The sequence below is a fragment of the Williamsia sp. genome, from assembly GCF_016462415.1.
In the GTDB taxonomy this organism is placed as follows: Bacteria; Actinomycetota; Actinomycetes; order Mycobacteriales; family Mycobacteriaceae; genus Williamsia_A.
Window position 1 is genome coordinate 3,506 of the sequence record NZ_JAEMTF010000047.1, and the last position, 26,748, is coordinate 30,253.

28 protein-coding genes and 1 pseudogene are annotated in these 26,748 nt (G+C 68.3%); 15 read left to right on the forward strand and 14 right to left on the reverse strand.

Annotated features, from left to right (window positions below; genetic code table 11):
• Window positions 1–19: 19 nt before the first annotated feature.
• Genes JHC79_RS12890 through JHC79_RS12900 form a run of 3 tightly spaced genes read left to right on the forward strand, consistent with a single transcriptional unit; the run spans window position 20 to window position 2,099 of the window.
• Entirely contained in the window at window positions 20–1,420 is a 1,401-nt protein-coding gene (locus tag JHC79_RS12890) for a cation:dicarboxylase symporter family transporter (protein WP_296391359.1), read from the forward strand.
• Window positions 1,421–1,475: 55 nt separating this feature from the next.
• Complete coding sequence (locus JHC79_RS12895; RefSeq protein WP_296391361.1) at window positions 1,476–1,679, forward strand: DUF2945 domain-containing protein; 204 nt, start codon at window positions 1,476–1,478, stop codon at window positions 1,677–1,679.
• A 15-nt stretch (window positions 1,680–1,694) separates the two neighbouring features.
• Window positions 1,695–2,099 (forward strand): PPOX class F420-dependent oxidoreductase, encoded by a 405-nt coding sequence (locus JHC79_RS12900; protein ID WP_296391363.1) that lies wholly within the window; start codon window positions 1,695–1,697, stop codon window positions 2,097–2,099.
• A gap of 31 nt (window positions 2,100–2,130) precedes the next feature.
• Here JHC79_RS12900 and JHC79_RS12905 read toward each other — a convergent pair whose 3' ends face one another.
• Window positions 2,131–3,510: a YibE/F family protein gene (locus JHC79_RS12905; protein ID WP_296391419.1), complete on the reverse strand. Its 1,380-nt coding sequence runs from the start codon at window positions 3,508–3,510 to the stop codon at window positions 2,131–2,133.
• A gap of 154 nt (window positions 3,511–3,664) precedes the next feature.
• Between JHC79_RS12905 and JHC79_RS12910 the strand changes: the two genes are divergently transcribed.
• The 4 genes from JHC79_RS12910 to JHC79_RS12925 are packed head-to-tail and all read left to right on the forward strand — an operon-like array spanning window position 3,665 to window position 7,203.
• On the forward strand, window positions 3,665–4,222 hold the full coding sequence (locus JHC79_RS12910) for a hypothetical protein (RefSeq protein ID WP_296391365.1): 558 nt from the start codon (window positions 3,665–3,667) through the stop codon (window positions 4,220–4,222).
• A gap of 39 nt (window positions 4,223–4,261) precedes the next feature.
• Window positions 4,262–5,539 (forward strand): MFS transporter, encoded by a 1,278-nt coding sequence (locus JHC79_RS12915; RefSeq protein ID WP_296391368.1) that lies wholly within the window; start codon window positions 4,262–4,264, stop codon window positions 5,537–5,539.
• A gap of 4 nt (window positions 5,540–5,543) precedes the next feature.
• Window positions 5,544–6,329 carry an acyl-CoA thioesterase domain-containing protein gene (locus JHC79_RS12920; protein WP_296391371.1) on the forward strand — a complete coding sequence of 262 codons (786 nt, stop codon included), beginning with the start codon at window positions 5,544–5,546 and terminating at the stop codon, window positions 6,327–6,329.
• A gap of 28 nt (window positions 6,330–6,357) precedes the next feature.
• Window positions 6,358–7,203 carry an alpha/beta hydrolase gene (locus JHC79_RS12925; RefSeq protein WP_296391373.1) on the forward strand — a complete coding sequence of 282 codons (846 nt, stop codon included), beginning with the start codon at window positions 6,358–6,360 and terminating at the stop codon, window positions 7,201–7,203.
• 12 nt (window positions 7,204–7,215) lie between these two features.
• Here the strand turns inward: JHC79_RS12925 and JHC79_RS12930 are convergent, their stop codons facing one another.
• Entirely contained in the window at window positions 7,216–8,121 is a 906-nt protein-coding gene (locus JHC79_RS12930) for an arginase family protein (RefSeq protein WP_296391375.1), read from the reverse strand.
• Window positions 8,122–8,136: 15 nt separating this feature from the next.
• On the reverse strand, window positions 8,137–9,303 hold the full coding sequence (locus tag JHC79_RS12935; protein WP_296391376.1) for an ATP-grasp domain-containing protein: 1,167 nt from the start codon (window positions 9,301–9,303) through the stop codon (window positions 8,137–8,139).
• Window positions 9,304–9,440: 137 nt separating this feature from the next.
• Between JHC79_RS12935 and JHC79_RS12940 the strand changes: the two genes are divergently transcribed.
• On the forward strand, window positions 9,441–10,409 hold the full coding sequence (locus JHC79_RS12940; protein ID WP_296391377.1) for an EamA/RhaT family transporter: 969 nt from the start codon (window positions 9,441–9,443) through the stop codon (window positions 10,407–10,409).
• 3 nt (window positions 10,410–10,412) lie between these two features.
• On the opposite strand, the gene JHC79_RS12945 is transcribed toward JHC79_RS12940, so the two are convergent.
• The 3 genes from JHC79_RS12945 to JHC79_RS12955 all read right to left on the reverse strand — a co-directional run bounded on the left by JHC79_RS12945 (window position 10,413) and on the right by JHC79_RS12955 (window position 12,705).
• Window positions 10,413–11,066, reverse strand: coding sequence for a DUF305 domain-containing protein (locus JHC79_RS12945; RefSeq protein ID WP_296391378.1), 654 nt, complete (start codon window positions 11,064–11,066; stop codon window positions 10,413–10,415).
• Between the two features lie 71 nt (window positions 11,067–11,137).
• Window positions 11,138–11,548: a hypothetical protein gene (locus JHC79_RS12950; RefSeq protein WP_296391380.1), complete on the reverse strand. Its 411-nt coding sequence runs from the start codon at window positions 11,546–11,548 to the stop codon at window positions 11,138–11,140.
• On the reverse strand, window positions 11,545–12,705 hold the full coding sequence (locus JHC79_RS12955; RefSeq protein WP_296391382.1) for a phosphatase PAP2 family protein: 1,161 nt from the start codon (window positions 12,703–12,705) through the stop codon (window positions 11,545–11,547). Before JHC79_RS12955 ends, JHC79_RS12950 begins: the two co-directional genes overlap by 4 nt.
• Before the next feature lie 104 nt (window positions 12,706–12,809).
• Here JHC79_RS12955 and JHC79_RS12960 point away from each other — a divergent pair, with 104 nt between their 5' ends.
• Window positions 12,810–13,703, forward strand: coding sequence for an alpha/beta fold hydrolase (locus JHC79_RS12960; protein ID WP_296391384.1), 894 nt, complete (start codon window positions 12,810–12,812; stop codon window positions 13,701–13,703).
• Between the two features lie 50 nt (window positions 13,704–13,753).
• Here the strand turns inward: JHC79_RS12960 and JHC79_RS12965 are convergent, their stop codons facing one another.
• On the reverse strand, window positions 13,754–15,160 hold the full coding sequence (locus JHC79_RS12965) for a wax ester/triacylglycerol synthase family O-acyltransferase (RefSeq protein WP_296391385.1): 1,407 nt from the start codon (window positions 15,158–15,160) through the stop codon (window positions 13,754–13,756).
• Window positions 15,161–15,218: 58 nt separating this feature from the next.
• On the opposite strand from JHC79_RS12965, the gene JHC79_RS12970 reads away from it, so the two are divergent.
• Window positions 15,219–15,998, forward strand: coding sequence for a deoxyribonuclease IV (locus tag JHC79_RS12970; protein WP_296391387.1), 780 nt, complete (start codon window positions 15,219–15,221; stop codon window positions 15,996–15,998).
• 206 nt (window positions 15,999–16,204) lie between these two features.
• A complete protein-coding gene (locus JHC79_RS12975; protein WP_296391389.1) occupies window positions 16,205–18,037 on the forward strand; it encodes an acyl-CoA dehydrogenase in 1,833 nt (610 codons plus the stop codon).
• 57 nt (window positions 18,038–18,094) lie between these two features.
• Here the strand turns inward: JHC79_RS12975 and JHC79_RS12980 are convergent, their stop codons facing one another.
• Both JHC79_RS12980 and JHC79_RS12985 read right to left on the reverse strand, forming a co-directional pair.
• A complete protein-coding gene (locus JHC79_RS12980; RefSeq protein WP_296391391.1) occupies window positions 18,095–18,922 on the reverse strand; it encodes an NAD(P)H-binding protein in 828 nt (275 codons plus the stop codon).
• On the reverse strand, window positions 18,919–19,341 hold the full coding sequence (locus JHC79_RS12985) for a nuclear transport factor 2 family protein (RefSeq protein ID WP_296391392.1): 423 nt from the start codon (window positions 19,339–19,341) through the stop codon (window positions 18,919–18,921). Before JHC79_RS12985 ends, JHC79_RS12980 begins: the two co-directional genes overlap by 4 nt.
• A gap of 94 nt (window positions 19,342–19,435) precedes the next feature.
• Here JHC79_RS12985 and JHC79_RS12990 point away from each other — a divergent pair, with 94 nt between their 5' ends.
• Window positions 19,436–20,035, forward strand: coding sequence for a TetR/AcrR family transcriptional regulator (locus JHC79_RS12990; protein ID WP_296391393.1), 600 nt, complete (start codon window positions 19,436–19,438; stop codon window positions 20,033–20,035).
• Between the two features lie 41 nt (window positions 20,036–20,076).
• Complete coding sequence (locus tag JHC79_RS12995; RefSeq protein WP_296391395.1) at window positions 20,077–20,973, forward strand: LysR family transcriptional regulator; 897 nt, start codon at window positions 20,077–20,079, stop codon at window positions 20,971–20,973.
• On the opposite strand, the gene JHC79_RS13000 is transcribed toward JHC79_RS12995, so the two are convergent.
• Window positions 20,954–22,045 (reverse strand): zinc-binding alcohol dehydrogenase family protein, encoded by a 1,092-nt coding sequence (locus JHC79_RS13000; protein WP_296391397.1) that lies wholly within the window; start codon window positions 22,043–22,045, stop codon window positions 20,954–20,956. The genes JHC79_RS12995 and JHC79_RS13000 overlap by 20 nt on opposite strands.
• Before the next feature lie 192 nt (window positions 22,046–22,237).
• Here JHC79_RS13000 and JHC79_RS13005 point away from each other — a divergent pair, with 192 nt between their 5' ends.
• Window positions 22,238–23,029 carry an alpha/beta fold hydrolase gene (locus JHC79_RS13005; protein ID WP_296391399.1) on the forward strand — a complete coding sequence of 264 codons (792 nt, stop codon included), beginning with the start codon at window positions 22,238–22,240 and terminating at the stop codon, window positions 23,027–23,029.
• Window positions 23,030–23,046: 17 nt separating this feature from the next.
• Here the strand turns inward: JHC79_RS13005 and JHC79_RS13010 are convergent, their stop codons facing one another.
• From JHC79_RS13010 to JHC79_RS13025, 4 genes are all read right to left on the reverse strand, one after another.
• On the reverse strand, window positions 23,047–23,823 hold the full coding sequence (locus JHC79_RS13010) for an SDR family NAD(P)-dependent oxidoreductase (protein ID WP_253661432.1): 777 nt from the start codon (window positions 23,821–23,823) through the stop codon (window positions 23,047–23,049).
• A gap of 71 nt (window positions 23,824–23,894) precedes the next feature.
• A complete protein-coding gene (locus JHC79_RS13015; RefSeq protein ID WP_296391403.1) occupies window positions 23,895–24,581 on the reverse strand; it encodes a class I SAM-dependent methyltransferase in 687 nt (228 codons plus the stop codon).
• Window positions 24,578–25,189 carry a DUF2064 domain-containing protein gene (locus JHC79_RS13020; RefSeq protein ID WP_296391404.1) on the reverse strand — a complete coding sequence of 204 codons (612 nt, stop codon included), beginning with the start codon at window positions 25,187–25,189 and terminating at the stop codon, window positions 24,578–24,580. Before JHC79_RS13020 ends, JHC79_RS13015 begins: the two co-directional genes overlap by 4 nt.
• Window positions 25,190–25,251: 62 nt before the next feature.
• Entirely contained in the window at window positions 25,252–25,926 is a 675-nt protein-coding gene (locus JHC79_RS13025) for a glycosyltransferase family 2 protein (protein ID WP_296391406.1), read from the reverse strand.
• 107 nt (window positions 25,927–26,033) lie between these two features.
• Between JHC79_RS13025 and JHC79_RS13030 the strand changes: the two are divergent.
• A pseudogene (locus JHC79_RS13030) lies at window positions 26,034–26,748 on the forward strand (hypothetical protein); the annotation flags it as partial.

Consider the following 26,748-nt stretch of genomic DNA (forward strand, 5'->3'; position numbering starts at 1 on the left):
GCAGATATCTGGAGGACTCATGACCGCCACCGACGATCGACCCCCGACATCGGACAACCGCGTCCCGGACACCGCGGAGCAACCGCCGAAGAAAGACCGCACGCACTTTCTCTACATCGCGGTCATCGTCGCGGTCGTCGCCGGTGTCGCCGTCGGTCTCCTCGCGCCGAGCTTCGGCAAGGAGATCGGCGTCCTCGGCACGATGTTCATCTCGCTGATCAAGATGATGATCTCTCCGGTCATCTTCTGCACGATCGTGCTGGGCATCGGATCGGTCCGCAAGGCCGCGACGGTGGGCAAGGTCGGCGGTCTCGCCTTCACCTACTTCCTCGGCATGTCGACGGCCGCGCTGGGCATCGGCCTGGTGGTCGGAAACCTGATCCAGCCCGGCACGGGACTCAACATCACCCCGACCGTCGCGGGCAAGGGCGCCGAGCTCGTCGAGAAGAGCAAGGAAGCCGGCGGCACCTGGGACTTCATCCAGAGCATCATCCCGGAGACGCTGGTCTCGTCGTTGACCGCGGGCAGCGTGCTGCAGACCCTGTTCGTCGCACTGCTCGTCGGCTTCGCGATCCAGGCGCTCGGCAAGCAGGGCGAGCCGGTCCTGCGCGGTGTCGCCAGCATCCAGAAGGTGGTGTTCAAGGTCCTGTCGATGGTGCTGTGGCTCGCCCCGATCGGCGCGTTCGGTGCGATCGCCAACGTCGTCGGACAGACCGGCTGGAGCGCGGTCACCCATCTGCTGATGCTGATGTTGGCGTTCTACCTCACGTGCCTGGTCTTCGTGTTCGGCATCCTCGGCACGATGCTGCGCTTCATCGCCGGCGTCTCGATCTTCAAGCTGGTCCGCTACCTGGCGCGGGAATACCTGCTGATCGTCGCGACCTCGTCGTCGGAGTCGGCCCTGCCGCGCCTCATCGCCAAGATGGAACACCTCGGTGTGGAGAAGTCCACCGTCGGCGTCGTGGTCCCCACCGGCTACTCGTTCAACCTCGACGGAACCGCGATCTACCTGACGATGGCGTCGCTGTTCGTCGCCGAGGCCATGGGCAACCCGCTCAGCCTGGGTGAGCAGATCAGCCTGCTGGTGTTCATGATCATCGCGTCCAAGGGCGCCGCGGGCGTCTCCGGCGCCGGACTCGCCACCCTCGCGGGCGGACTCCAATCGCATCGCCCGGAGCTGCTCGACGGACTGGGCCTGATCGTCGGCATCGACCGGTTCATGTCCGAGGCCCGCGCGGTCACCAACTTCTCCGGCAACGCCGTGGCCACCCTGCTGGTGGGTACCTGGACCAAGACGATCGACGCCGACAAGGTCAAGGCCGTGCTGAGCGGCAACGATCCGTTCGACGAGCTCAACATGGTCGACGAGCACGATTTCGAGAAGACCCCGGCGGTGTCGACCACGAAGGCGCCGGTCTGACCTGAGCAGACGAACACGCAGCTCGTCGGTGGGCCCTGCGGGTAACCTCGAGACCATGTCGATCAGCAAGGGCGACGCGGTTTCCTGGAACACCCCGCAGGGCCCGACCCATGGGAAAGCCGTGGAGAAGCGCACGAAGGAATTCGAGTTCGACGGCCAGAAGTTCAAGGCCAGTGACGACGAGCCGTACTGGATCGTCGAGTCGGACAAGAGCGGTTCCAAGGCCGCACACAAAGAGTCCACCCTGAACGCGAAGTAGCGAGAGGCCACGACCATGCCATCGAGTCCGTCTGGCCCCAATCCCTTCGGGGACATCGGCACCGCGAAATACGTACAACTGACCACCTTCACCAAAGCCGGTGTCGCCAAGCCGGTCCCGATCTGGGCGGCCCTCGACGACACGGGCGAGCTGTTGATGTGGACGCAGGCGAAGTCGTGGAAGGTCAAGAGGATCGGGAACACCCCTCGGGTCCTGCTCGCCACCTGCGACCGCGCCGGCCGCAACGTCGGTCCCACGATGGAGGCGACCGCGCGCATCCTCGACGACGCGGGCACCGCGCACACCCGCGAGGTCATCAACGCGAAGTATGGGCTCGTCGGTCGTCTCGCGACGACGGCCAGCAGCCTGTTCAAGGGCAAGAGCTCCACCGTCGGCATCGCGGTCACCGCGCCGCGCTGACCGACGCAACGACAGAGTCGCGCCGATGTGGTCAGTCGGGAAGCGAGTGCCGACCCGGAACTGATCGACGCACGGCGGGGGCCTGTGGTCGTATCGGATCCGGCGTCGATGGCTGCGGCGCGGTCGGCGCCGGAACCGTTATGTGTCCACGTGTGCCGTCCGGCCTCTCGTGCCGGTGCACCAGCGCGACCGCGATGGCCGTGGTGAGCGGCACCGACAGCGCGATCGCGATCCCGCCGACGAATGAACGGGCCAGCTCGACCGCGACGGTGTCGGTGGTCGCCAGACTCGAGAACGATTGTCCGGCAACGGAGAACAACAGCAGCAACGGCAGCGCGCTACCGGCGTAGGCGAACACGAGCGTGTAGACGGTACTGGCGATGTGGTCGCGGCCCACACGCATCGCGGCCGCGAACGACGCCCGCCGCGAACGTCCGCCGCCGGCGAGTTCGAACACTGCCGACGCCTGGGTGATGGTCACGTCGTTGAGGACGCCGAGTGCGCCGATGATGAAGCCCGCCAACAGGATCCCGTTGGTCGAGATACCGTTCTGGTACACCTGCAGATTGGTGGTCTGCTCACCGGACAGTCCGGTGATGTGCATGGTCTCCACCGACAGATAGGACAGCACCGCCGCGACCCCGAGCGATGCCAATGTCCCCAACAGCGCAGCGCTGGTCCGCAGACTCACCCCGTGGGCGAGGTAGATGACGATCAGCAGGATCGCCGCCGACGACGTGATGGCCACGGCCACCGGCGACTTGCCGTCGAGGATGGCCGGCAGGGTGAAACCGAGCAGCACGACGAACGCGATGACCAGACCGATCACCGACCGCAGGCCCCGCCACGCGGCCACCAGGACGATGGCCGCGACGAACAACAGCGCCCAGACGATGGTCGACGTCCCGCGGCTGTAGTCGTAGAACGCGTACGAGGCCGTCCCGTCGGACCCCGGCGACACGACGAGTCGGATCTTGTCGCCCATGTCCAGCGAGGGTTGCCCGGGTTGCACCTGATCGAGTTGGGCGGCCGAGAACTTCTGCGGCACCGTTCCCGGCGCTGTCCCCGACTGCGCGCGGTTGGTGGGCACCTCGACGAGGGTGTTGGCGTCGGCGTCCTTGCCGGAGGTGATGCGGACGGTGCTCTCGATGCACGGGCCGTCGTCGGTCGGCGTGACCTGTGCGGCGCCACCGAACACCGTGCCCGCCTGCCGGTTGAGGCAGGCCGCACGGGTCTGTGCGATCACCGTGCCGGTCGCGGTGGCGAGGCGGCCGTCGGGCGCCGAGGACTGGAACTGCACGGGCACCTCGTGCTGGCGGTGCGCGGGCCACAGCACGATCGCACCGATGACGACGGCCACCGCGGCGGCGATGATCGATCCGACCACGATGCGGGCGACCGTGGGTTGCATGTGTACGCGAATGGCCGACGGACTGTGGGTGTGACCATGCCCTGCGGTGGGAGCGGGTGGATGTTCGGCGTGCGGATCGTCTGGCTCGCTCACCCGGCACACTCTATGCGGCAAACACCGACCTGATCGGTGTGCGAAGGGTCATCATGGGGTGGTGATCGATGAGCTGCAGGACGAGGCGGCGGCGCTGCTCGCGGCGGGTGAGTGGACCCACGCGCTCGCCGAGTTCTCCGTCCTGCGCGAGATCCGCTCGCGACGCGACGGGCCCTACTCCCTGATGTACCTCTCCAACCTGCACGACTCCGTCCGCTGCATGTGCCAGCTGGAGCTGTGGTCGGACTCCGAACCGCTCTGCCGGGAGCTGTACGGCAAATACCGGCGCACCCACGGCCCCGGCGAGGCCGACACCGTCGACGCCGCCAAGCGCTACGCCTGGGCCCTGGTGCAGCTGAACAAGACCGATCCGGCCGTCGCGCTCTACCTCGCGACCGCGGACGCGCTCTGGACCGCCGGCGACCGCGCCGGATCGCTGGCACTGCTGGGGGCCGCCGTGGTCCACCGACAGAACGACGAATCCGGCGCGGTGACCACATTGACGTTCGACGGACTGTGCAACGGTCCGGATCTGCAGACCGCCGCCGTGCTGCTCGCCGCGGGTCTGCCCGCCCCGGACGGGTCGCTGACGATGGACGGTCTGCGCCTGATCCGCTGACGCCGACCGTTTTGCGCTTGCCCAGGTGAACGGGATTGGATGAACAGCGTGTCCACCGCCGCGTCAGCCCCCACCGAACGGACCGCAGCCGTCTCGACGGGCCGCGGTCGGTGGTGGGGCGTGGCCGCCGCGATCTTCGCCATCGCCTGGGGTGGGAACGAGTTCACCCCGCTGCTGGTCATGTACAAGAACAGCCACGGCCTGTCCGGTCCGGTGGTCGACGCCCTGCTGTTCGCCTATGTCATCGGCATCGTCCCGGCGTTGATGATCGGCGGTCCGTTGTCCGACCGGTTCGGTCGCGCGCCGCTGATGCGGCCGGCGCCGATCATCGCCGCACTCGGTTCGATCATCCTGGCGGTCGGCGCCGATCACGTGTCGCTGCTGGTCATCGGCCGTATCTGCAGTGGTGTCGCGCTCGGGATCGCCATGGCGGTGGGCAGCAGCTGGATCAAGGAGCTGTCCGGCCCACCGTTCGAGGCGCACGGATCGGCGACGCGTGGTGCCCGGCGCGCTGCGATGAGCCTGACCGCCGGATTCGGCATCGGCGCCGCCGCCGCGGGCGTCCTCGCGCAGTGGGCACCGCTGCCCGATTCCCTGGCCTACCTCGTCAACGTCGCCCTCTGCGCGGTCGGCGCGATCTGGGTGATGCGACCGCCGGAGACGGTGAACCCCAGCACCGCACCGCGATCCCTGCGTGAGGACCTCACCATCACCGCCGCCGGCCACCAACGGTTCGTCCGTGTCGTCATCCCGGTCGCCCCCTGGGTGTTCGGGGCGGCCGCGGCCGCCTACGCGGTCCTGCCCACCCTGATGGCCCAGAAGGTCGGCGACCTGCAGATCGCCTACGCCGCCCTGGTCACCCTGGTCACCTTGAGCGCCGGGTTCGGCGTCCAGTCGGTGGCACGACGCATCGACCGTCCCGACCGCGCGCGCAGTTCGGTCACCGCGCTGGTCCTGCTGATCATCGGCATGGCGATGGGCGCCTGGGCGTCGACCGTGCTCAACCCGTGGCTCACCCTCGTCACCGGCGCCGTTCTGGGTTGCGGCTACGGAATGGCGCTCGTGGCGGGTCTCGCCGAGGTCGGTCGCATCGCCGAACCCGCCGACCTCGCCGGTCTGACCGCGGTCTTCTACTCGCTGACCTACCTCGGCTTCGCCGCCCCGGTGGTCCTGGCGCTCGTGCACGACGCGGTCCCCGCGCTCACCTACCCGGTCCTGTTCGGCTTCGGCGTGCTCCTGGCCATCGCGTCGCTGGTGGCCGTGCTGACGCGGTATCGGGTCCCTGAGACGGACGACGAACCGGTTAGGACAGGATGAGCCGGTGACGGCGATCCCCTACTTCTTCACCATCGACGACGACGGGCGCTACGTACCGTCGACCTACGCCCTCGGGCGGTGGGCACCGGACATGCTCAACGGTCCCGCGGTGTGCGCTGCGGTGGCCCGCTCGCTCGAGAGTGATTTCGGACTCGACGACTTCGTGCCCGCCCGCATCACGATCGATCTCTTCAAGGCCGCCCGCAACGCACCCCTTCAGGTGCGTACGCGCGCGGTCCGGTCCGGCCGCCGCATCCACATCAGTGAGGCCGATGTGTGCCAGGGCGACACGGTCGTGGCGCAGGCGACGCTGGTCCAGTTGCGCCGGGCCGTCGCCCCGCCCGGGCAGGAGTGGCACTCCGAGCACCCGTTCGATCCGCCGGAGACCGAGGGCCACCGCCGGTGGTACGGCAGCACCGACGCCGGATGGACCCAGACGATGGGCGACCACCAGAACGGCAGTCGCAAACAGTTGTGGGCGAAGAGCATCCCTGCCGTCCTCGACACCGAGAACACCCCCTTCGTGCAACTCGTGATGGCCGCCGAGGCCACGAGCCTGGTGACCAACTGGGGCTCGGAGGGGATCGGTTACATCAACTGCGATCTCACCGTTGCCATCTCGCGGCTGCCCGCGGGTGAGCGGATCGGTCTCACCGCCGACACCCACATCACCTCCGATGGTGTCGCGGTCGGCACCGCGACCCTGTTCGACCACCTCGGGCCGCTGGGCACCGGCATGGTGACCGCACTGAGCAACGCCGCCGCGCAGATCGACTTCAGCGGGCACTAGAGACCACCGACGACACCGGGAGCACGGCATGGAGAACATCGACATCGGCAACGGCGTCACCCTCGGGGTGGAACGCGCCGGATCCGGTCCGGCGGTGCTGCTGGTCGGCGGCCTCGGCCAACCCGCGGGGGTGTGGGAGGTCACCGGGGTCAGTGGCGCACTGGTCGACGCCGGCTTCGAGGTCATCTCCTACAGCGCCCGCGGTGTCGCGCCCTCGTCGGCGCCGGAACCGCCCTACACGGTCGACGACCTGGCCTTCGATGCCCAATGTCTGGTGCAGACACTGGGTCTCGACGAGATCATCGTCGTCGCGTACTCCATGGGCTGCTACACCACACAGGCCCTCGTGCGCCGCCAGCCGGGGATCGTGCGGGCGGCGGTGCTGCTCGCCGGGCTGCAGCCCTCCCCGATCGGGGAGCTGGTCGGACGCATGGAACTCGGCCTGCTCGACAAGTACGGCGAGATCCCCGCCGATGTCATGACCTTCGAGCAGTTGATGACGACCCTGCAGCCGGCGCTGCTGCAGGACCCGGCCTCGGTGGTCGGATGGGAGCAGGTGCTGGGCGCGAGCTCCGAGGTCTGGACGAACGACGCGGGCATGAGAGGTCAACTGCAGGCGTCGTATTCGTGGATCACCGCGAACGAACCGCTCCCCGAGCATCTCGAGGCGTTCGAGCCACCCGCCCTGGTGCTGGCCTTCGAGCACGACCTGTTCTTCCCGCCCCAGGGATGCCGTGCCGCGGCATCGAAGATGCCCGACGCCGAGTACGCGCAGATCGACGGCGTCGCCCACGGCGGTCTGTTCACGGGTCAGACCGACACGGTCGCACGGATCACCGCGTTCTGCGAGAAGAACCGGCCCGCGACGAGCTGACGTCCGGCCCGATCAGCGACCGGACGCGAGCACCCGGGCCAGCAGCGCGCAGAACTCGGTCAGCAGGTCGGGGACGCCGGCCGATCGGCCGGGGTTGATCTCCCCCACCGTCAACACCCGCCACCTCCGATCGGCGACGAGCACGCTCAGCGCGGCCTCGAGTTGCGCCAGGGACGGTCCGACGTTGCGACCACTGGTGTTCTCCGACAACGGCGCTCGCGTGAAATCGAGGACATCGACGTCGACGTGCACCACGAACGGCGACTCCGGCAGGGCGGCGAGCACCCCGCGGGCGGACTCCGCCGGATCCGCCATGAGGTCGGCCTGGGTGGTGACCGGCAGTTTCAGCGCCGCGACGTGATCGCGCTCGAACCGCGTCGACTGCGTGGGGTCTACGCCGTAGAACACGAGCTGGTCGGGCCCCAGCAGCGGCCGGTCGCCGAGCGCATCGAGATAGGACTCGAGCGCGCCGGGCAGAGCCAGGGCGTGCCCGACCCCCATCCAGTCGATCGCGCCCTCGTTCGTCGTCTCGGGGGTGTTCATGTCGAAGTGGCGGTCGATGTAGACCAGCCCCGGTCGCTCGCCCGACGCCTGTGCCAGCCCGGCGACGGCTCCGGTGGCGATCGTGCAGTTGCCGCCGACGACCAGCACGCGATCACCGGTGGCGAGCAGGTCGCGGACGCGCTGGGCCGTCTCCCGGACCGACTCGACCGTCTGCGCCTCGTTCTGCGCGTGCGGGGCGGACGGGTCCGGCGACCACACCTGCTCGGTCGCATCACCGGCGTCGTGCGCTTCGACGCCCGCATCCGCAAGGGCGGACAACAGCCCGGCCGCGCGCAACGCCCGCGGCGCCTGGTCCTGTCCGGCTGCGTAACTGGCCGCACTGCTCGGCACCCCGAGCACGGCAAGGTTCGTCATCGGCAGTTCACATCCCTAGATGGGTTGGCCATCCCACTCGTGGTCGTGCATGAACGCCTCGGCCAGGCCGACGCGATAGGTGAAGCACATCTTGGCGATGTTGAGGTAGGCGATCGGCATCATCAGCGCCGGGACGCGATCGTCCCGGTTGGTGATCACGTCGTCGTAGGCGCGGAAGTCGCGCAGGAAGCCGCGCAGGGTGTTGCCCTTGAGCGACGACTTCTTCCAGCCGTACAGGCCCATGCCGAAGCCGATCATCTTGCGCGTACCGGGTTTCGGGGTGATCATCGCGTCGGTCTGACCGGTGAACGCCCGGTCGACCCCGTCGGCCGGGTCGAACAGCATGATGCCGCTGGTGCCACGCGGATTGCACTCGATGGTGAACAGCGCACCGTCGGCGTCCTCGATGAAGTCGAAACCCACCTGTCCGGTGAAGTTCATCTGCTTGACGAAAGAGGTGACCCAGTCGAGGATCCCGGCGTGCTCGATCGCGTCGAACGCGATACACGAGCGACCGTCGATCGCGTACCCGACCGGATAGGCGGTGTGGGCGAGCACTTCTCCGTCACGGCACACCGAATAGGTGCAGTAGTTGGTGCCTTTGAGCCATTCCTGGGCGATCCACGGGTTGCCGGGGCTGAACTCGATGTCGGTGGGCAGCTGACCCGGGTACACCTTGTACACCTGCTGCGACCCGCGCGAATAGCACTCCTTGAGTGCGAACGGGGTGTCGAACTCGAGTGCGGCGAGTTCCTCGGGGGTACGCACCTGGGCGAACTTCAGCGTCGGGATGCCCTGCTCGGAGAGCACGCGCTGGAACTCGTACTTGTTGTGCAGGTTGTTCTCGGTCTCGAAGTCGGACAGGAACAGCTCGCACGTGTCCGGGAACTCGTCGCGCATCATCGCGATGATGTCGGTCTCCTCGTGCACCGGGATGAGGAGGTCGATCGAGCGTTCCCGCACGATCCGCGCGAGCTCGCGGCAGTACTCGCGGGGCGCGAACGTCGGCGACGGCACCTTCTCGAACGAGGTGACCGAATTGGAGAAGCGGGTGACGGCGAGCGGGATGCTGTCGACGACGGTGACGTCGTGGCCACCCGCGGACATCAGCCGTGCGAGATCAAGGGTGAGAAACGACCGGGCAAACGTGATCAGGACACGTTTGCTCCCTGGGGCTGACATGGAACTCCATTACTCTCACACCGAGATCAAGGACAGAATCTCAACATGGTAGCTTAACCAACGGTCAGGCACGGTTTCACCGGATCAGCCTGCGCGCGGCCTCATTCGGGGCGCGACCCGGCCGCGGAGGTGTCCACGTGTTCGTCATCGGCATCGTGTTCGCCTCTCTCGCCGCTCTGGGCTACGGCCTCTCGTCCGTTTTGCGCGCTCTCGGGGCGCGCCGTGCCGCGGTCACCGCCCGCGACGCCGGCGGCGCACCGATGACCACCGCGGCCGGCGGACCGTCGGTCCAGTCGACCGCGGCCACCCTGCGGGACCCCGCCTTCCTGGTCGGCACCGCGCTCGTCGTGCTCGGTTTCGGCGGCGGCGCCATCGCGGCACGCTTTCTCCCCCTGTTCCTGTCGCAGACCATCGTCTCGGCCAACCTGATCGTCACCGCACTGCTCGGTACCGCGGTGCTCGGCATCCGGCTGCACGCCCGCGACTGGATCGCGATCAGCGCGGTCATCGCGTCGCTGTGCATGCTGGGCTTCTCGTCCGCGCATCACCCGACCGAGGGTGCCGAGTCGTTCGCGTTCCACTGGGGCCTGTTCGGGGCGACGGTGGCCATCGCCGCCGGAGCGGTCTACGCGATCTACCGGCTCGGACCGCGCGGGTCGATCATCGGTGGCGCCGCGGCCGGTCTGTTGTTCGGCATCATCGCCATCGCCGTGCGCATCCTGGGCGGTATCGACCCGTTCGACCCCGTCACGCTGCTCACCGACCCGGCCGCGTGGACCATCGCCATCGCCGGTGCGATCGGCTTCTATGTGCACACCGTCGCCCTGCAACTCGGCGCGGTCAACGGCGTGACCGCCGTGCTGGTCGTCGGCGAGACCGCCGCCCCCGGGATCATCGGCGTGCTGTTCCTCGGCGACGAGGCCGAGCCGGGACTCGGATGGCTCGCCATCGTCGGGTTCATCGGCGCCGTGATCGGTGCCATCGCGGTCGCCTACTACGGGTCGAGCGAGGCCGACCACTTCGGCGAGGCGCCACCGTCGGAGGGCGGGTGGCGCCGTCGCCCGAAGCAGCGCACGGACTCGGCGCAGGCCGGCCCGTCCACCTAGGCCTCACCCGGCCAGGATCGACCTCATGCGGTCGATCTCGGACTGCTGCGCGGACGCGATGTCGGTGGCCAGCGCCCTCGACTCCCGGTCGGTCCCGTCCGCCAGTTCGGTCCGCGCCATCTCGATGGCCCCGGTGTGGTGCTCGATCATCATCGACAACCACCTGCGGTCGAAGTCCGCGCCGCGCAGACCGGCCAGCTCGGTCATGTCCGAGGCGCTCATCATCCCGGCCATCGACGAGCCCCCGCCGTCCATCCCAGCGCCGTCCATCGCACCGTGGTCCATCGCCCCGTGGTCGGCGGGCACGGTCTCGCCCCAGGACCGCAGCCGTCCGACGAGTTCGTCGATCTCCGGGCCCTGTGCGGCGGCGATCTGCTCGGCGAGCGCGGTGACCCGCGGATCCGACGACCGACCGGACGCCAGCTCCGCCATCTCCACGGCCTGACGGTGGTGCGGGATCATGTCGCGCGAGAACGTCACGTCGGCGGCGTTGTGACCGTCGGTGGCCGACGACGATGCCGAGGTGGGTGCGGCGCGGGTGGTGCCGTCGGTTGCGCAGGCACCCGTCGACACCACCGCGGCGACGGCGAGGACTGCTCCGCCGAGCCGCACGCGGCGGGTACGGACAGCGGACGGTGTGGTGACACGTGAAGACATCAGAACTCCTGTGGGGTGGTCGGTCTCGTCGACAGACGACGAGCTGAGGGGATCGCGGTGGTGCGATCTCCTCAGCGACGGATCACCGAGAGTTCCAGGTGGTCGGGGATGGCCCACGGGGGCGACCGACCCAGCACCTCGCCGCGACGGGCCAGTCGGGTCACGACGGCGACGGCGAGCGGTGCGGTGGCGAGAACCAGCCCGACCGCGATCGTCAGGAGCACCGCGTCGGCGCGGACGAACACGCAGGCGTGATCACCCATCACGCAGTCGGCGGACGCCGCCGCATGCTCGGTCGCCGAGCCCATCGCGGCTGACATCACCGAGCTGTGCGCCGCGTGCGGATCCGATGATGCGGCCGCCGTCACGGACCCGCCGGACAGGCAGCCGACCATCACGATGTGCATCACTGCGACGGCCGCCGCGAGCGCGCCCGACATCGCAGCGCTGGGCCGCGGTCGTCGGGAGGCGCCGGTGATCACGCGGTCGAGGATACCCCCGGGGTGTATGCCGGATCGGGGTCGGCGGTCTTCTTCGCGCGCCGACGCAGGTACAGGCGCTGCACCGCGATGACGGCCGCGGCCAGCAGCCACCCGCCGAGGATGTCGAACACGTAGTGCTCACCGGTGTAGACGAGCGTGAACGCCATGACCACGGCATAGCCCAGGAACAGCGTTCGACCCAGCGCGCGGACGCGGGGCCACATGAACAGCGCGAGCAGCATGGTCAGGCCCGCGTGCAGCGACGGGATGGCGGCCACCAGGTTGGCCTTGGACTGCCCGACCGAGATCAGGGTCGAGGCGGCGCGGATGTCGAGCACCTCCCAGCCGCGGGCCGAGATCCGCTCCACATACGGTTGCGCGCCGGCGTGGGTGGTGGTGACCGGCCCGAGCAGACCACCCGAGGCGTCCGGGACCTCGGTGTACATACAGGCGGGGTCGCGAGGATGGTCCACGACCTGCTCGGCCGAACACCGCGCCGCCGCCCACGGCGGGGCGCCGGGGACCAGCGTGTAGACGACGAGCGCGAGGAACGTCGTCGCCACGAAGGCGACCGCGTAGCGACGCCAGGCCGAGCGGTCCTTGAGCCACAACACACCGGCCACCACATACGGCACGACGAAGTACGAGATGTAGACGACGCTGGTGACGACCTCCCACCACGGGGGTGAGGCCATCTTGATGTGGCCCTGCAGCCACACCGTGGGATTGACGCCGAACAGGGCGTGGTCGGCGTCGACGGCGAGATGCCAGTGCGTGGGCATCCCCATCCACTGGGCGACGTTGCGGGTGAGGTCGTAGAGCATGAGGATGCCGACGAACGGCAGCCAGTCGATCAGCACGGTGATGACCCGTCGCCTGCCGATGCTCGCGGCGGCCAGACCCAGGCACATCCACAGGATCAGCCGGGTGCGGTCGAAGGCCAGACCGACCTCGATGAACTGCCAGATGAGGACGGCCAGCCACACGGTCAGGGCGAGGTAACGCCACATCCGCAGATTGCGTAGGAGCGGGCGCCCGCCCGAGCGCTCGTCGCTCGTGGGCTCGTCGCTCGAGGGCGTCGGGACCTCGACCGCGGCTGATCCGTCCGGCGTGGATGCCGTCCCCCCGGACGACCGGTCCGCCTCGGAAATCGTCACGCAACACCCTTCACCGAGAAAGCCGGTTGTTCACTTCTGTTAAACCATAGTTTGTCCGAGGTTCGGCGCCCCGTCATTTCGAGAGCCGTGGTTACGATCGGTTGATGGCCGTCACCCTCGTCGACCGGGCCGCAGGCGGCGTCAGTCGCCTCTTCCGGACCTACCCGACCCACGACGTCCCCGACGGGTCGATGGTCGACCTCCCCGGTCGCGGGAGGACGTTCGTCACCGACTCCGACCCCGCCGGGACCAAGCCCCCGATCGTCCTGCTGCACGCGGTCGTGACGACGGGTCTGCTGTCCTGGTACTCGGTGATCCCGGCATTGAGCGAGTCGTTCCGGGTGATCACCATGGATCAGCGGTGGCACGGTCGGGGCATCCGATCCGACCACTTCCGCCTGACCGACTGTGCCGACGACGTGGTCGCCCTCGCCGACGTCCTGGGCCTCGACGAGTTCCTCGTCGGCGGGTTCTCGATGGGCGGCGGCACCTCGCAGCTCACCTGGAGACGACATCCCGACCGGGTGCGCGGGTTGGTCCTGGCGTCGACGGGCCCCTACTTCGGGACCTCGACCACCGGCCGACTCGCCATCGACCGGTTGGTCAACGTGGTCGCCACCAAGTTCACCGCACCGGTGCGGTCGTTGCGCGGGCACGTCCTCGACGAGCGCGGGTTGTCCGACGGGGCCTGGGCCCTGCGACAGGTGCGGTCGACGCGCCTGTCGCACATCAGTGAGATCGGCTACGAACTCGGCAGGTTCGACTCACGTCCCTGGCTGAGGGAGATCGATGTCCCGACCGCGGTCTGCGTCACCACGCGCGACCGCGTCATACCGATTGCACGACAGCAACTCCTGGTCGACGGCATACCCGGCGCGCGCCGCTTCGACATCGCCGCGGGTCACGCGTGCTGCGTCCTGGAGGCCGACGTGTTCAACCCCGAGTTCGTGGCGGCGTGTGCCTGGGTCGAGCAGACCGCGAACGACACCACCCCCTGAGCAGCCGACGCCGGGCGTGCGAGACCACGAGCTGACGACGCCCGCCGGCCTCAGGCGTCGCAGGCCTCGAGCAGCAGCTTGATGTCGTCCTCGATGGCGCGCATCAGCGGCCACGCGTCGGGCATCTGCTCCTTGCAGGCGATGGCGCCGAAATTCATCTGACCGTCGCATGACATGACGGTCACGTTGAGCCCCATGCCGTGGGCGACGGGGCCCAGCGGGAACAGCGCACGGATCCGGGACCCCAGGAAGTACAGCGGGAACGACGGGCCCGGCACGTTGGAGATGATGACGTTCACCACCGCCGGATGACGTTCGGCGAGACGGTAGTTCGAGTACAGGCGGGTCAACGCGCCCATCGTCATCGGCGGGATGAGCTGGGCCCAGCCCCGCAGTAGTGACGCGTCGAGTGTGTTGCTGTGCGATTTCGCCGTCGACGACAGCTCGCGCATGGTCTCGATCCGCGCGACGGGGTCGTCGACATCGGTCGGGAGCGTCATCATCATCGCCGTGACCTTGTTCGTTCCCTCCACCACCAACCGGTCGTCGTCGGCGTCGCCGTGGGTCGACACCGGAACCGCGGCGATGAGCGGGCGGTCGGGCAGGTCGTCGGTGTCGGCGAGGTACTTCCGCAGGCCACCGGCGACGACCGCCATCACGACGTCGTTGATGGTCACGTCGAAGTGGTTCTTGATCGTCTTGATGTCATCGAGTGAGACCTGGGTGAACGCGATCGACCGATGCGGCGTGATCGTGCCGTTGAACGCGACGCGTGGCGCTCTGAACGGGGCGGGCATCGCCTCGTGCGACCGCGCTCGACTCGCCCACCCGAACGGCACCCGCACGGTCTGGGGCAGCATCCGCGCGATCGAGATGGGTCGCCGCACGGCGAAGTTCACCAGTCCGTCGGCCACCAGCGCCGGCAGCGATGCGCCACCGGCCGATGTGTCCACCTTCGCCTCGTCGAGCTCGGGGTCCTCGGGGGTGAGTGAACACAGCTGCGCGAGGAGATCGGCGGCCGAGACACCGTCGACTCCCGCGTGGTGCATGCGCAGCATGATCGCGATGTTGCCGTGTGGGCGTCCCTCGATGACCCACAGTTCCCACAGCGGCTTGCTGCGATCGAGAGGGACGCCGGCGATGTGCGCACAGAAGTCGGCGAGTTCGGTGTCGCCGCCCTGGTCGGGGAGTGCGACCCGATGGACGTGCCGCTCGATGTCGAACGCGCGATCCTCGATCCACACCGGGTGGTCGAGGTTGAACAGGGAGTCGTGGAGCTTGCGCCGGAAGGTCGGCATCGCTGTGATGCGGCGGTCCATCTCGCGCAGCATGCGATCGAACGACCATCCGCCGGGCACCGTCGAGGGGTCGATCTCGATCAGCCCCACCACCTGCATGAGCATGGAGCGCGTCTCCAGATACAGAAACGATGCGTCCAGACCACTCAACCGCTCCATAGTGCTGCCCTCTCCCGCGACTGTGCTTCCACTCTGGACTACTCCTATCGTGGACGGCATGCGATTGGGAGCACATGTACGCGAGGACGCCGATCCGATCGGGACCGCCGAGGCGATGGGGGCGGATCTGCTGCAGATGTTCGTCACCGATCCGCAGGACCGGAAGATGCCCAAACCCGCGCCGCACCCCGACGCCGAGCGCATCCGGTCGTCGCCGATCGACGTCGTCGTGCACTCCTCGTACATCATCAACGTCGCGAGCCTGAACAACCGGCTGCGGATGCCGTCGCGCAAGGCCGTCGAACAGCAGGCCGCGGCGGCGGCGGAGATCGGCGCGTTCGGGCTGGTCGTCCACGGCGGACATCTCGGCGACGGCGAGGACGACGCCAAGGGTTTCGAGAACTGGGCGAAACTGTTCGAGCGCCAGGCCGACAAGGGCGGGTTCGGCGTGCCGATCCTCATCGAGAACACCGCGGGCGGCGACCACGCGATGGCCCGCACCCTCGAATCCATCGAACGCCTCTGGGACGCCGTCGGTGGATTCGATCAGGCCGGCTTCTGCCTCGACACCTGCCACGCGTGGGCGGGCGGTGAAGACCTCGTCGGGCTGGTCGAACGGATCAAGAACATCACCGGCCGGATCGACCTGATCCATCTGAACAATTCACGCGACGAATTCGACTCGGGTCGCGACCGGCACGCAAATCTCGAGTCCGGACACATCGACGCCGACGTGCTCGTGGAGATCGTGCGGGCCGCCGGGGCGCCGGTCATCCTCGAGACCCCGTCCGAGGGCGTGGCCGATGACCTGGCATATCTCCGCTCGGCCCTGTCCTAGCAAGCCCGCCGAGAGGTCACGTCACAGTCGCCTGTCCCTATGGCGCACATCTCCGAATTGTGAGTTGTTCCACGCCCGATCCGGAGGTATATTCGTCGTTATTACTGGCGAGTAACTTACTGGACATCGGCGTTGCCGGGGTTGTCTCATGTCTGTCGCTCGCTGAAGCAGCACCGAATTCAGCCCCGCAACAAAGGAACGCCATCATGGGCCATTACAAGAGCAATCTGCGCGACCTGGAGTTCAACCTGTTCGAGCTGTTCCAGCTGGACAAGGTGCTCGAGAGCGGCGACTTCGGCGACCTCGACCGCGAAACCGCGATCGACATGCTCAAAGAGGTACGCACCCTCGCCGAGGGACCGATCGCCGAGTCGTTCACCGACTCCGATCGCAACCCGCCGGTGTTCGACCCCGACGAGCACTCCGTCACCCTCCCCGAGCCCTTCAAGAAGTCCTACAAGGCGTTCATGGACGCAGGCTGGGACAAGGTCGGCATCGCCGAGGAGCTCGGCGGCATGCCGGCACCGCGGTCGCTGTTCTGGGCGATCAGCGAGATGATCCTCGGCGCCAACCCGGCGCTGTTCATGTACGGCGCGGGCACCGGTTTCGCCGAGATCTTCTGGCGCAACGGCACCGACGAGCAGAAGAAGTGGGCCGAGATCTGCGCCGAGCGCGGCTGGGGCGCCACCATGGTGCTCACCGAGCCCGACGCCGGATCCGACGTCGGCGCGGCCCGCACCAAGGCAGTCCAGCAGGACGACGGCACCTGGCACATCGACGGCGTGAAGCGCTTCATCACCTCCGCCGACCAGGACATGACCGAGAACATCTTCCACCTGGTTCTCGCCCGTCCCGAGGGTGCCCGCGCGGGCACCAAGGGCCTGTCGCTGTTCTTCCTCCCCAAGTTCCACTTCGACCACGAGACCGGCGAGCTGGGCGAGCGCAACGGCGTCTTCGTCACCAACGTCGAGCACAAGATGGGCCTGAAGGTCTCGGCCACCTGTGAGGTCACCTTCGGCCAGCACGGCATCCCGGCCAAGGGCTGGCTCGTCGGCGAGGTCCACGACGGCATCGCGCAGATGTTCGACGTCATCGAGCACGCCCGGATGATGGTGGGCACCAAGGCCATCGCCACCCTGTCGGCCGGCTACCTGCAGGCTCTGGAGTACGCCAAGCTGCGCATCCAGGGTGCCGACATGACCCAGATGACCGACAAGACCGCCCCGCGCGTGTCGATCACCCACCACCCCGACGTGCGTCGCGCACTGCTCACCCAGAAGGCGTACGCCGAGGGCCTGCGCGCGGTGTACCTCTTCACCGCGTCGCACCAGGACGAGGCCGCGGCGAAGATCGTCTCCGGCGCCGACAAGGATCTCGCGTTCCGCGTCAACGACCTGCTGCTCCCGATCGTCAAGGGCGTCGGCTCCGAGCGCGCCTACAGCGTTCTCACCGAGTCGCTGCAGACGCTCGGCGGATCCGGCTTCCTGCAGGACTACCCGATCGAGCAGTACATCCGCGACGCCAAGATCGACTCGCTGTACGAGGGCACCACCGCGATCCAGGCGCAGGACTTCTTCTTCCGCAAGATCATCCGCGACAAGGGCCAGGCGCTGGCCCACGTCGCCGGCCAGATCAGCTCGTTCATCGACTCGGAGGCGGGCAACGGTCGCCTCAAGGCCGAGCGCGCGCTGCTCAAGACGGCACTGGACGACGTCCAGGGCATGGCCGCGACGCTGACCGGATTCCTCATGGGAGCGCAGGAGGACTCGACCCAGCTCTACAAGGTCGGTCTCGGTTCGGTCCGCTTCCTGCTCTCGGTCGGCGACCTGGTCATCGGTTGGCTCCTGCTCCGTCAGGCCGAGGTCGCACTCGCGGCTCTCGACGCCGGCGCCGAGGGCACCGACAAGCCGTTCTACGAGGGCAAGATCGCGGTTGCGTCGTTCTTCGCGAAGAACATGCTCCCGCAGCTGACCTCCACCAAGGCCATCATCGACAACATCGACAACGATCCGATGGAGCTCGACGAAGCCGCGTTCTGATCTGAACAGACACGACAAAGCGGGCCCGGTCACCACGACCGGGCCCGTTTTTGTCTGTCAGGGGGCGGTGAGGAACTCGCTCACGAAATCCTCGAACGACCGCGGCGCGCGGCCGGTCACGTCTTCGACGACATCGGTCAACCGATTCTCCGAGCCGGCGGCGATGTCGAGATCGAGCGCCGCGAGGATCGGCGCGTACTCCGCAGGCAGACCGTGCTCGACATGCAGCGCGGCCAACTCGTCGACGGTGACCGACCGGTGTGTGACCGGTGCGCCCGTGAATCGCGTGATCACCTCCGCTGCTTGCGAATAGGTCACGGCCTGCGGGCCGGTCACGACGTATGCACCCACACGCGGGATCGGATCGACCAGGGCGCGCACGCCGACCGCGGCGATGTCCCGGGCGTCGATGAAGGCCACCGGTCCGTCGCCGGTTGCCGTGACGATCTCGCCGGCACGCACCCCCTCGGCCAGCGACGAGCTGCCGGTGAAGTTCTGCATGAACCACGACGGACGCAGCACGGTCCACTCCGGGATCAATTGTTCGGCGAGCGTGTGGATCTCGCCGAGACCCGGATCGCCCGCCGACACCGCCGACGAGCTCTGCACGACCACGCGCCGCACTCCCGCGTCACGGGCGGCGCGAAGAAACGGTTCGACGACCACGGCCGGATCCGCAGCGCCGACGGGCGCGATCAGATACACCGCGGACACATCGGCGAGTGCCGGCGCCCACGTCTCCGGCGCGAACCAGTCGAATCGGATCTGCCCTGCGGACTGTGGGCTCCGGGTCGCCCTCCGGGCGTCGAGCCCCTCCTCGGCGAGAAGCGCCGACACCGAACGGCCGACGGTCCCGGTCGAACCGAGCACGAGAACGGGGCTCACGAGGCCCGACCGCCCGCGAGTCGGGCGTCGGAACCGACGATGTCGACGACCGCGGCCGGGTTCCAGTAGTCGCGGTAACGGACGATCGCGTCGTCGCGGACGGTGATGACCGCGATGTAGACCATTCGGTAGGGCCGGTCGGTCGCGACGATCACGCCGTCCACGGTGAACTCGACGATCACCACCTCGGGGTCGGTGGTCACGTGCACTGTGCGGTCCAGCGAGCGGATGTCGAGGAGCGATGCGTAGTCGTCGAGGTAATCGTGCAGGGCATCGCGTCCACGAACCTCACGGGTGGCGCCGCCGGTGGCCAGCGGGAACTCCATCACCCCGTCGTGCTCGAAGAGGTCTGCGAATGCAGGCATGTCGTGTGCGATGAGAAGGTCGAGTGCGTGATCGACCGTTTCGGTGGATGTCATTGATCAGCTCCGGTGTTGCGAGAGGGACGATACGGTACCGTCCCGTCCACTCTACACAGGACGGTACCGTCTCGTTCATTGATAGGCTCTGCCGATGACCCGACAACCCAGCGGTGCCGCCGTTCTGAATGCGGGCACCACCGACGCGATCAACCGAGCCGTGCTCGAGACGCTCGCCGAGGTCGGCGTCGGACGTCTCTCGATGGAGGCAGTCGCCAAGCGGGCCGGGGTGGGAAAGAGCGCCCTGTACCGCCGGTGGTCATCGAAGACGGCCATGGTGATCGCGGTCCTGTCCGACTTCAGCGTCGAGCTCGCCGCCACACCGGACACCGGGTCTCTGCGCGGCGACATCCGGGAATCGGTCGGTGCGCTGCTCGCCTGGCTGGACCACCCGCTGTTCTCGCGCATCCTGCCCGACCTGGTCGCCGAGTCCGGGCGGAACCCGGAACTCGCGGATCTCCACACGTCGATGATCGGAGTGCCCCGTCGCGAACGGGCCGCGGCGATCTTCGCCCGCGCCCGCGATCGTGGGGAGATCGACGACGACGTCGAGATCGAACTCGCGATGGACCTGCTGGCCGGGCCCGTCTACTGGCGGTCAGCGGTGCGCGCGCAGTGCGTCGATGACGCTTACCTGGACTCGGTGACCGACGCGATCGTGACGCTCGTGACGTCGAACCGTCCCGCTCGATGACGTAACCGGCGATCCGGGGCGTACACCTGTCATTCTTTGTCATGGACATCTCCATCTCGGGTCTGCGCGTGCTTCGCGAGGTCGCCGAGCGAGGCACCTTCACCGCCGCAGCTCACGCGCTCGGCTACACACAGTCGGGGATCTCGCGACAGGTGGCGGCGCTGGAGACGGCCGCGCACACCCGGCTGTTCGACCGCGTGCCGGGTGGCGTGGTCCTGACCTCCGCCGGATCACGTCTGCTCCCCCACGCGGCGCGTGTCCTCGACGAGATGGACGCGGCCGAACGCACGTTGCGCGGACCGTCACCGACCGAGCACACGATCCGACTCGGGATGTTCTTCAGCGCCGGAGCCGTTCTCGTACCGCGAGCCCTGGCGGCGCTGAGTCGCAACCGACCCGACATCGCCGTGACCACCCGGGAGGGATCGTCGCCGGCACTGATCCGGGCGGTCCGAGCCGGTTCTCTCGACGCCGCGGTCGTGACGTCGCGTCCCCCACACCGTCCGCTCGACTCCGAGTCACCCGGTCTGACCGTCACCACCCTCGCGGAGGTGACACTGATGGTCGCGGTCGCGGCCTCGGGGCCGCTCGGCGATCGCGAATCGCTCACCCGCGCCGAACTCATGGATCAGCGGTGGATCGCGGCGCCGTCCCGCACCGACGAGCCGCTGCTCGGCGCGTGGCCGTCCCTTCCGGGCAAGCCACACGTGGCGCACGTGGCCCGCGATTGGATGACCAAGTCGAGCCTCGTCGCGGCGGGGCTCGGCGTGACGACGGTGGCATCGAACATGACCGACGCCCTACCCGTCGGCGTTCGACTCGTCCGGGTGGCCGATGGGCCCACCGAGGTTCGGCGCATCGTCCTCGCGCACCGCGCCGACAGTGCCGAACCCGCCATCGAGGCGATGACCGACGCCCTCACCGATCCTGCGGCGTGAGAACGGTTCTCACGAACGGTCCGCCGTGTTCGGCGGCGTGCGCGATGGCGTCGTTGGTCTGCGCCAGCGGGAAGGTGCGGACACTGTCCTGCCCGAGGTCGAGCAGCCCGGACCGGGCCAGCGCGATCAGGCGGTCGTTGGCATCACGCGGATACATCCACTGACCGCGGACGGTGACCGAGTTCCGCATCAGCCACGGATACGGGAACGACAGGTCGTCGCCTCCGAGCATTCCCACCCCGCCCATCAGGACGACGCGCCCGTACTCGCGGACGGTCATCGCCGCGGCACGGACCACGGTGGTGTCCACCGACGGCGGGAGGAGATCGAGGACGACGTCGGCGGGGCCGCCCGCGGCGGCGAGCATCGCGGCCTGGTCATCATCGGCCTCACCGCTGAGCACGACCGTGCGGACACGGTCGCCGAAACGCGCGCTCAGGTCCTCGAGAGCCAGCTGATTGCGACCGACGGCGACCACCCGACCGGCACCCATTGCGAGGCCGACCGCCACCGCGGCGCTCCCGAAGTTGCCCGTCGCACCACTGACCAGCAGCGACTCGCCCGCCCGGAAGTCGGCGGCGAGCAGACCGCCGTACGGCACGAGGTAGACCCCGAGCGCAGCCCAGCGGGCGGCGCCGGTCTCGGCGACGTCCGACAACCGGTGAACGCATTCGGTGGGCACCGACATCCGCTCCGCGTAGGACCCGTCGTGGAAGAGCCGCGACAGTCGGAGTCCCCCGTCGCCCCGCGAACTCCATCCCTGCAATGTGATGTCGGGGGTCGTCGCATCGTCCCGGGAGCGAACCGTCGCGTCACACCAGACCAGATCCCCCGGGGCCAGACGCGTCGCGTCGGGTCCAGCCGTCACCACGCGCGCGACACCGCCGAGGCCCGGGATCACCGGGGGTTCCAACGGATACCGTCGCGCACCTCCGAACACCTCGGACGCGTACGGCAGGATGCAGGTGGCCAGGACCTCGACCACCACCTCGCCCCCGCGCACACCCGGATCGGGCACCTCGCGCACATCCAACGGTGTTCCGAAATCGTCCATCACCGCAGCCAGCATCATGGTCGTCCTTTCTCTGTTCGTCTCCGAACTCGACGCTAGACACGACGGGGGCATGCGAAAAGCGGCATTGTGGCATGGGGTGCATGAGGTATCGGAATGGGCTTCGACCCATGCGTAGCGTTGGTGGAGCAATCCCACCAGTGATGGAGCAGTCGTCACACGGGACTTCCCTCTGGTGAAAGGCCGTACCCCATGGCCATCGGTTCACTCAATTTCGACCGCCGCGGTAGCGGCACCCCATTGCTGCTGGTCCACGGTCTCGGCGCGAGCTGGGCCTCGTGGTCGCCTATCCTCGATCAGCTCGCGCAGCACCGCGACGTGATCAGCGTCGACCTCCCCGGATTCGGGGAGAGCGCGCCTCTCGCGGGCGAGGTGACGATCGCGTCGCTCACCGATGCGGTCTCGGACTTCATCGATGCGCACGACCTCGCGGGTATCGACACCGTCGGCAGTTCGATGGGCGCACGCATGGTTCTCGAGCTCGCGCGCCGCGGTGTCGGCGGCGACACCGTCGCGTTGGATCCCGGCGGTTTCTGGAGTCCCGGTGAACTCCGCTTCTTCAGCACGGCGCTGAAGGCGTCGTTGCCGCTGGTGCTCGGGTTGCAACCGGTGATGCCCGCACTCACCGGCAACCCGGTCGGACGCACGGCGCTGCTCACGCAGTTCTCCGCGGCGCCGTGGAAACTGCCCGCGTCGGTGGCGCTGCACGAGATGCGCAGCTTCAAGAAGGCGACGTCCCTGCGCGACGCACTCGACGCGCTCGTCGACGGTCCGCTGCAGGAGGGCGCTCCGGCCGGGACGACGCCGGGACGGGTCACCATCGGGTGGGGTCGCCAGGACCGTGTCACGCTGCCCAAGCAGGCGGAACGGGCGCACGCAGCATTCCCGGGTTCAGAGCTGCACTGGTTCGCCAAATGCGGGCATTTCCCGATGTGGGATCAGCCGGCCCAGACCGTGGAACTCATTCTCGGCCGAACCGGCTGATCCCGGTCTCGCGCTGCCTACTTCGGGGGCATCCGGATGCCGCCGTCGACGCGCACGACCTCGGCGTTCATGTACGAGTTGGTGATGAGCTCGAGCACCATCGAGGCCAACTCGTCCGGGCTGCCGAGACGGTTCGGGAACAGCACGCTCTGTCCGAGGTGCGCCTTGAACTTCTCGGCGTCCTCACCCTCGCCGTAGATCGGGGTGTCGATGAGGCCGGGGGCGACGGTGTTGACGCGGATCTTCGCGGCGGCGAGGTCGCGTGCCACCGGCAGGGTCATGCCCACGACACCACCCTTGGACGACGAGTACGCGGCCTGTCCGATCTGACCGTCGAACGCGGCGACGCTGGCCATCGACACGATGGCGCCCTTCTCACCCGAGGGCAGTTCGTCGCCGCGGGTCATGGCCGTCGCGGCGAGTCGGATGCAGTCGAAGGTGCCGACCAGGTTGATCGCGATGACCTTCTTGTAGGCGTTGATGTCGAAGGCCGAGTCGTATTCGCCGTCGCGACCGATGGTCCGGGTCGCCCAGCCGATGCCGGCCGAGTTCACCAGTGCGCGAAGCGGTCCCAGCTCCAGCGACTTGTCGACCGCGGCTTTGATCTGCTCGGTGTCGGTGACGTCGACGCTGACGAACACGCCGCCGATCTCCTTGGCCAGGGCCTCACCCTTCTCGGCCTGCAGGTCGGCGACGACCACCTTGGCGCCCTTGGCGGCGAGCTGACGGGCGGCGGCTGCGCCGATCCCCGATGCTCCACCGGTGACGATTGCACTTGCTCCAGTTATATCCACTCCCGCAGCCTACGATCGCGGGCGGCGGCGGATCAACCAGTTCCTGAATCAGGGTTCAGCACGCGCGGGCCCTAGGGCTTGATGAGTTCGACGAGGTGTCGGCCGGAGATGACGTGCGCGGTCCCCATCTGCAGGCCTGCGCGTTCGGCGATCTCCCGGGTCGATCCGACGCCGGCACGGGCCCACGGGAACCACGGCCCGGCCACGTGCCGCGACTCCACCCGGACGGCGCCACGCCAGACGTTGTGCACGCCGGCGTCGAGCTCGATCACGACGCTGCCCCCCGACGACACCAGCTCACCGGCGCGCGACACCGTCTCGTACGGGTCACCGCCGATGCCGATGTTGCCGTCGATGAGCAGCGCGTGATGCCAGCGCCCTTCGGCGGGCATACGCTCGAAGATGCTGCGGCGTAACGCAACCCCGCCGCGACGACGGGTCATGGCCACCGCGCGCTCGCTGCGGTCGACCCCCAACGCGGAGACACCGCTCTCGATCAGCTCACACACGAGACGACCAGGGCCGCAGCCGAGATCGATGGTGGGCCCGCTACACAACCCGGCGACGTGCCGATCGAACGCGGCGTCGTCACGGTTGCCGCTGGTGCCCAGCCACCGCGTGACGGGCAGACGGGCGCGGGTGCCGTCGGCATGGCGCAGCCAACTGTTCTGCCCGCGCAGGGCGTCGAGGAACGCGTCGTCGAAGTGCGGCTGATCCTCGGCTGTCGCCTCGGGCTGAAGGTCATCTGGAACGCTCATGGGCGCACCGCCGATCCGAGTTCTGCTGCCGTGGTCGCGAACGCGCTGGTCGGGGCGCACTTCTTCGCCACCTCCAGAACGTCTGCGGGATGATCGACATCGGACAACGAGTCGAGGAGGGCGACGGTCGACCCGTCGGCCCGGAGTGCGTCGAGGGTGCGGGCGCCGGTGTCGGGACGGGACATCTGCACCGACGGCAGCGTCTGGGCGCCGCGTGCACCGACCACGCCGAGGCCCCACCACCCGCCGTCCTCCGCGAGGCCCAGCGCCGCATCGTGCACGCCGAGTGCATCGAAACCACTGGTCAGCAGCGTGACGGTCAGCTGCGGGGTGTCCATGCCCACCTGCATCACCGCGCCGCCATCGACGATCTGCGCGGCGTCGACGTGCGCACGGTGCAGACGGTCGCCGAGGGTGTCGCCGACCTGACCGATCACCGTCGTGCGGGCCAGGCGGGTCGCGATGTCCTCGGCGGCGATGGCGGCGTCGAGATCGCCGGCCAGCGAGACCACGACCTCGGTCTCCGGGACCGACAGTGCCACGTCGAGGGTGTCGACGAGCGCGGCCGCGGCCAGTCGCGCCGCGTCGACCGCTGAATAGGCTGCCATCAACCTAGTCTTCACCTGTCCGGGCACCGGCGCCTTGGCGACGACGAGAACTGCGCGCCGGATCACCGCAGCGCACCGAGGAAATCGCGCGCCGCCCGCAGCGATCCCACCAGTGAACCGGACACCTTGGACTCGCCCGCGGTGCGCGGGCTGTACGACACGTCGGTCTCGGCGACCGTCCACCCCGCTTCGCCTGCCAGGGCCAACAATTCCACCGGGTAACCGAAGCGCATGTCGTTGATCTTCAACTGCAACAAGCGTTCACGACGCGCGGCGCGCATCGGCCCGATGTCGTGGATGTCCAGTCCGTGCCGACGGCTCAACCGTCGGGCGGCCGCACGGCTGCCCAGTTGCGAATGCAGCGGCCACACACCACGTTCGACGGGTCGGCGGCGGCCGACGGCGAGGTCGGCCCCCTCGGACAGGAGTGCGACGAGATCGATCAGATCCGACGGCTCCATCGAGCCGTCGCCGTCGATGGTGCACACGATGTCCGTCCGCGCGGCACGGACACCGGCGTCGACCGCGCTGCCGTATCCCGGGATCGGCTGGTGCACAACGTCGGCCCCGTGCGCACGTGCGACGTCGGCGGTGCCGTCGGTGCTGCCGTTGTCCACGACCAGTGCGCGGTATCCCTCGGGGATGCGCGCCAGCACACCGGGAAGCGCCCCGGCCTCGTCGCGGCACGGGATCACGACGGTGACCTCATCGGTCGGCAGAAGTTGCTCATCACTCACAAGATTATTGTTTCGCCAGGTCGTCGCGCCACGGAAATGCCATGACGGAACCATAACGCGTGGCCCCGCTGCGCGAATCATCATGAATCCACCCCTAGGTTGGTGGGGTGACCGAGACGCGCGACGACAAAACGGACATCGAGGACGACCCGGGCGTCGACCGTCCGCGGTGGATCCGCGACACCGCCTCCCTGCTCGTGGCGACGGCCCTGCTGCTGACGGCCATCCTGGTCCCGTTCTACGGATCCGACGAGCTCAAGCTGAAGATCTTCGTGCAGGCGCCGCCGCTGTTCGCGAAGTACGGCCCGCACTGGGACTACGGCACGATCGCCGCGGTGCTCGTCGCGCTCCTGGTCATCGCAGTGGGTCCGCAGGTCGCCGCTCGCCTGCGGTGGGGCGGTCTGCTGGCCGTCTCCTACGCGACGGGCCTCGGCTGGACGTTCAGCCTCGCCCTCATCGACGGGTGGAACCGGGGTGTCGTCCAGCGACTCCTCCGGCCGGATGAGTACCTGCTGTCGGTGAACCTGGTGCGCAGCGTCCCGACAATGATCAGTGAGTTCAGCGATCGGATCATCGACTACACCCCGATCTCGTGGCCGACGCACGTCGCCGGTCATCCGCCGGGGGCGCTGCTGACCTTTGTCTGGCTCAACCGCATCGGGCTCGGTGGCGGGGCCTGGGCGGGGGTGTTCTGCATCGTCGTCGGCGTGAGCGCGGTGATCGCGGTCCTGGTCACGGTGCGTCGCCTCGCCGACGAGACCACCGCGCGTCGCATCGCGCCGTTCCTCGCCCTCACACCGGGTGCGGTGTGGATCGGCGTCT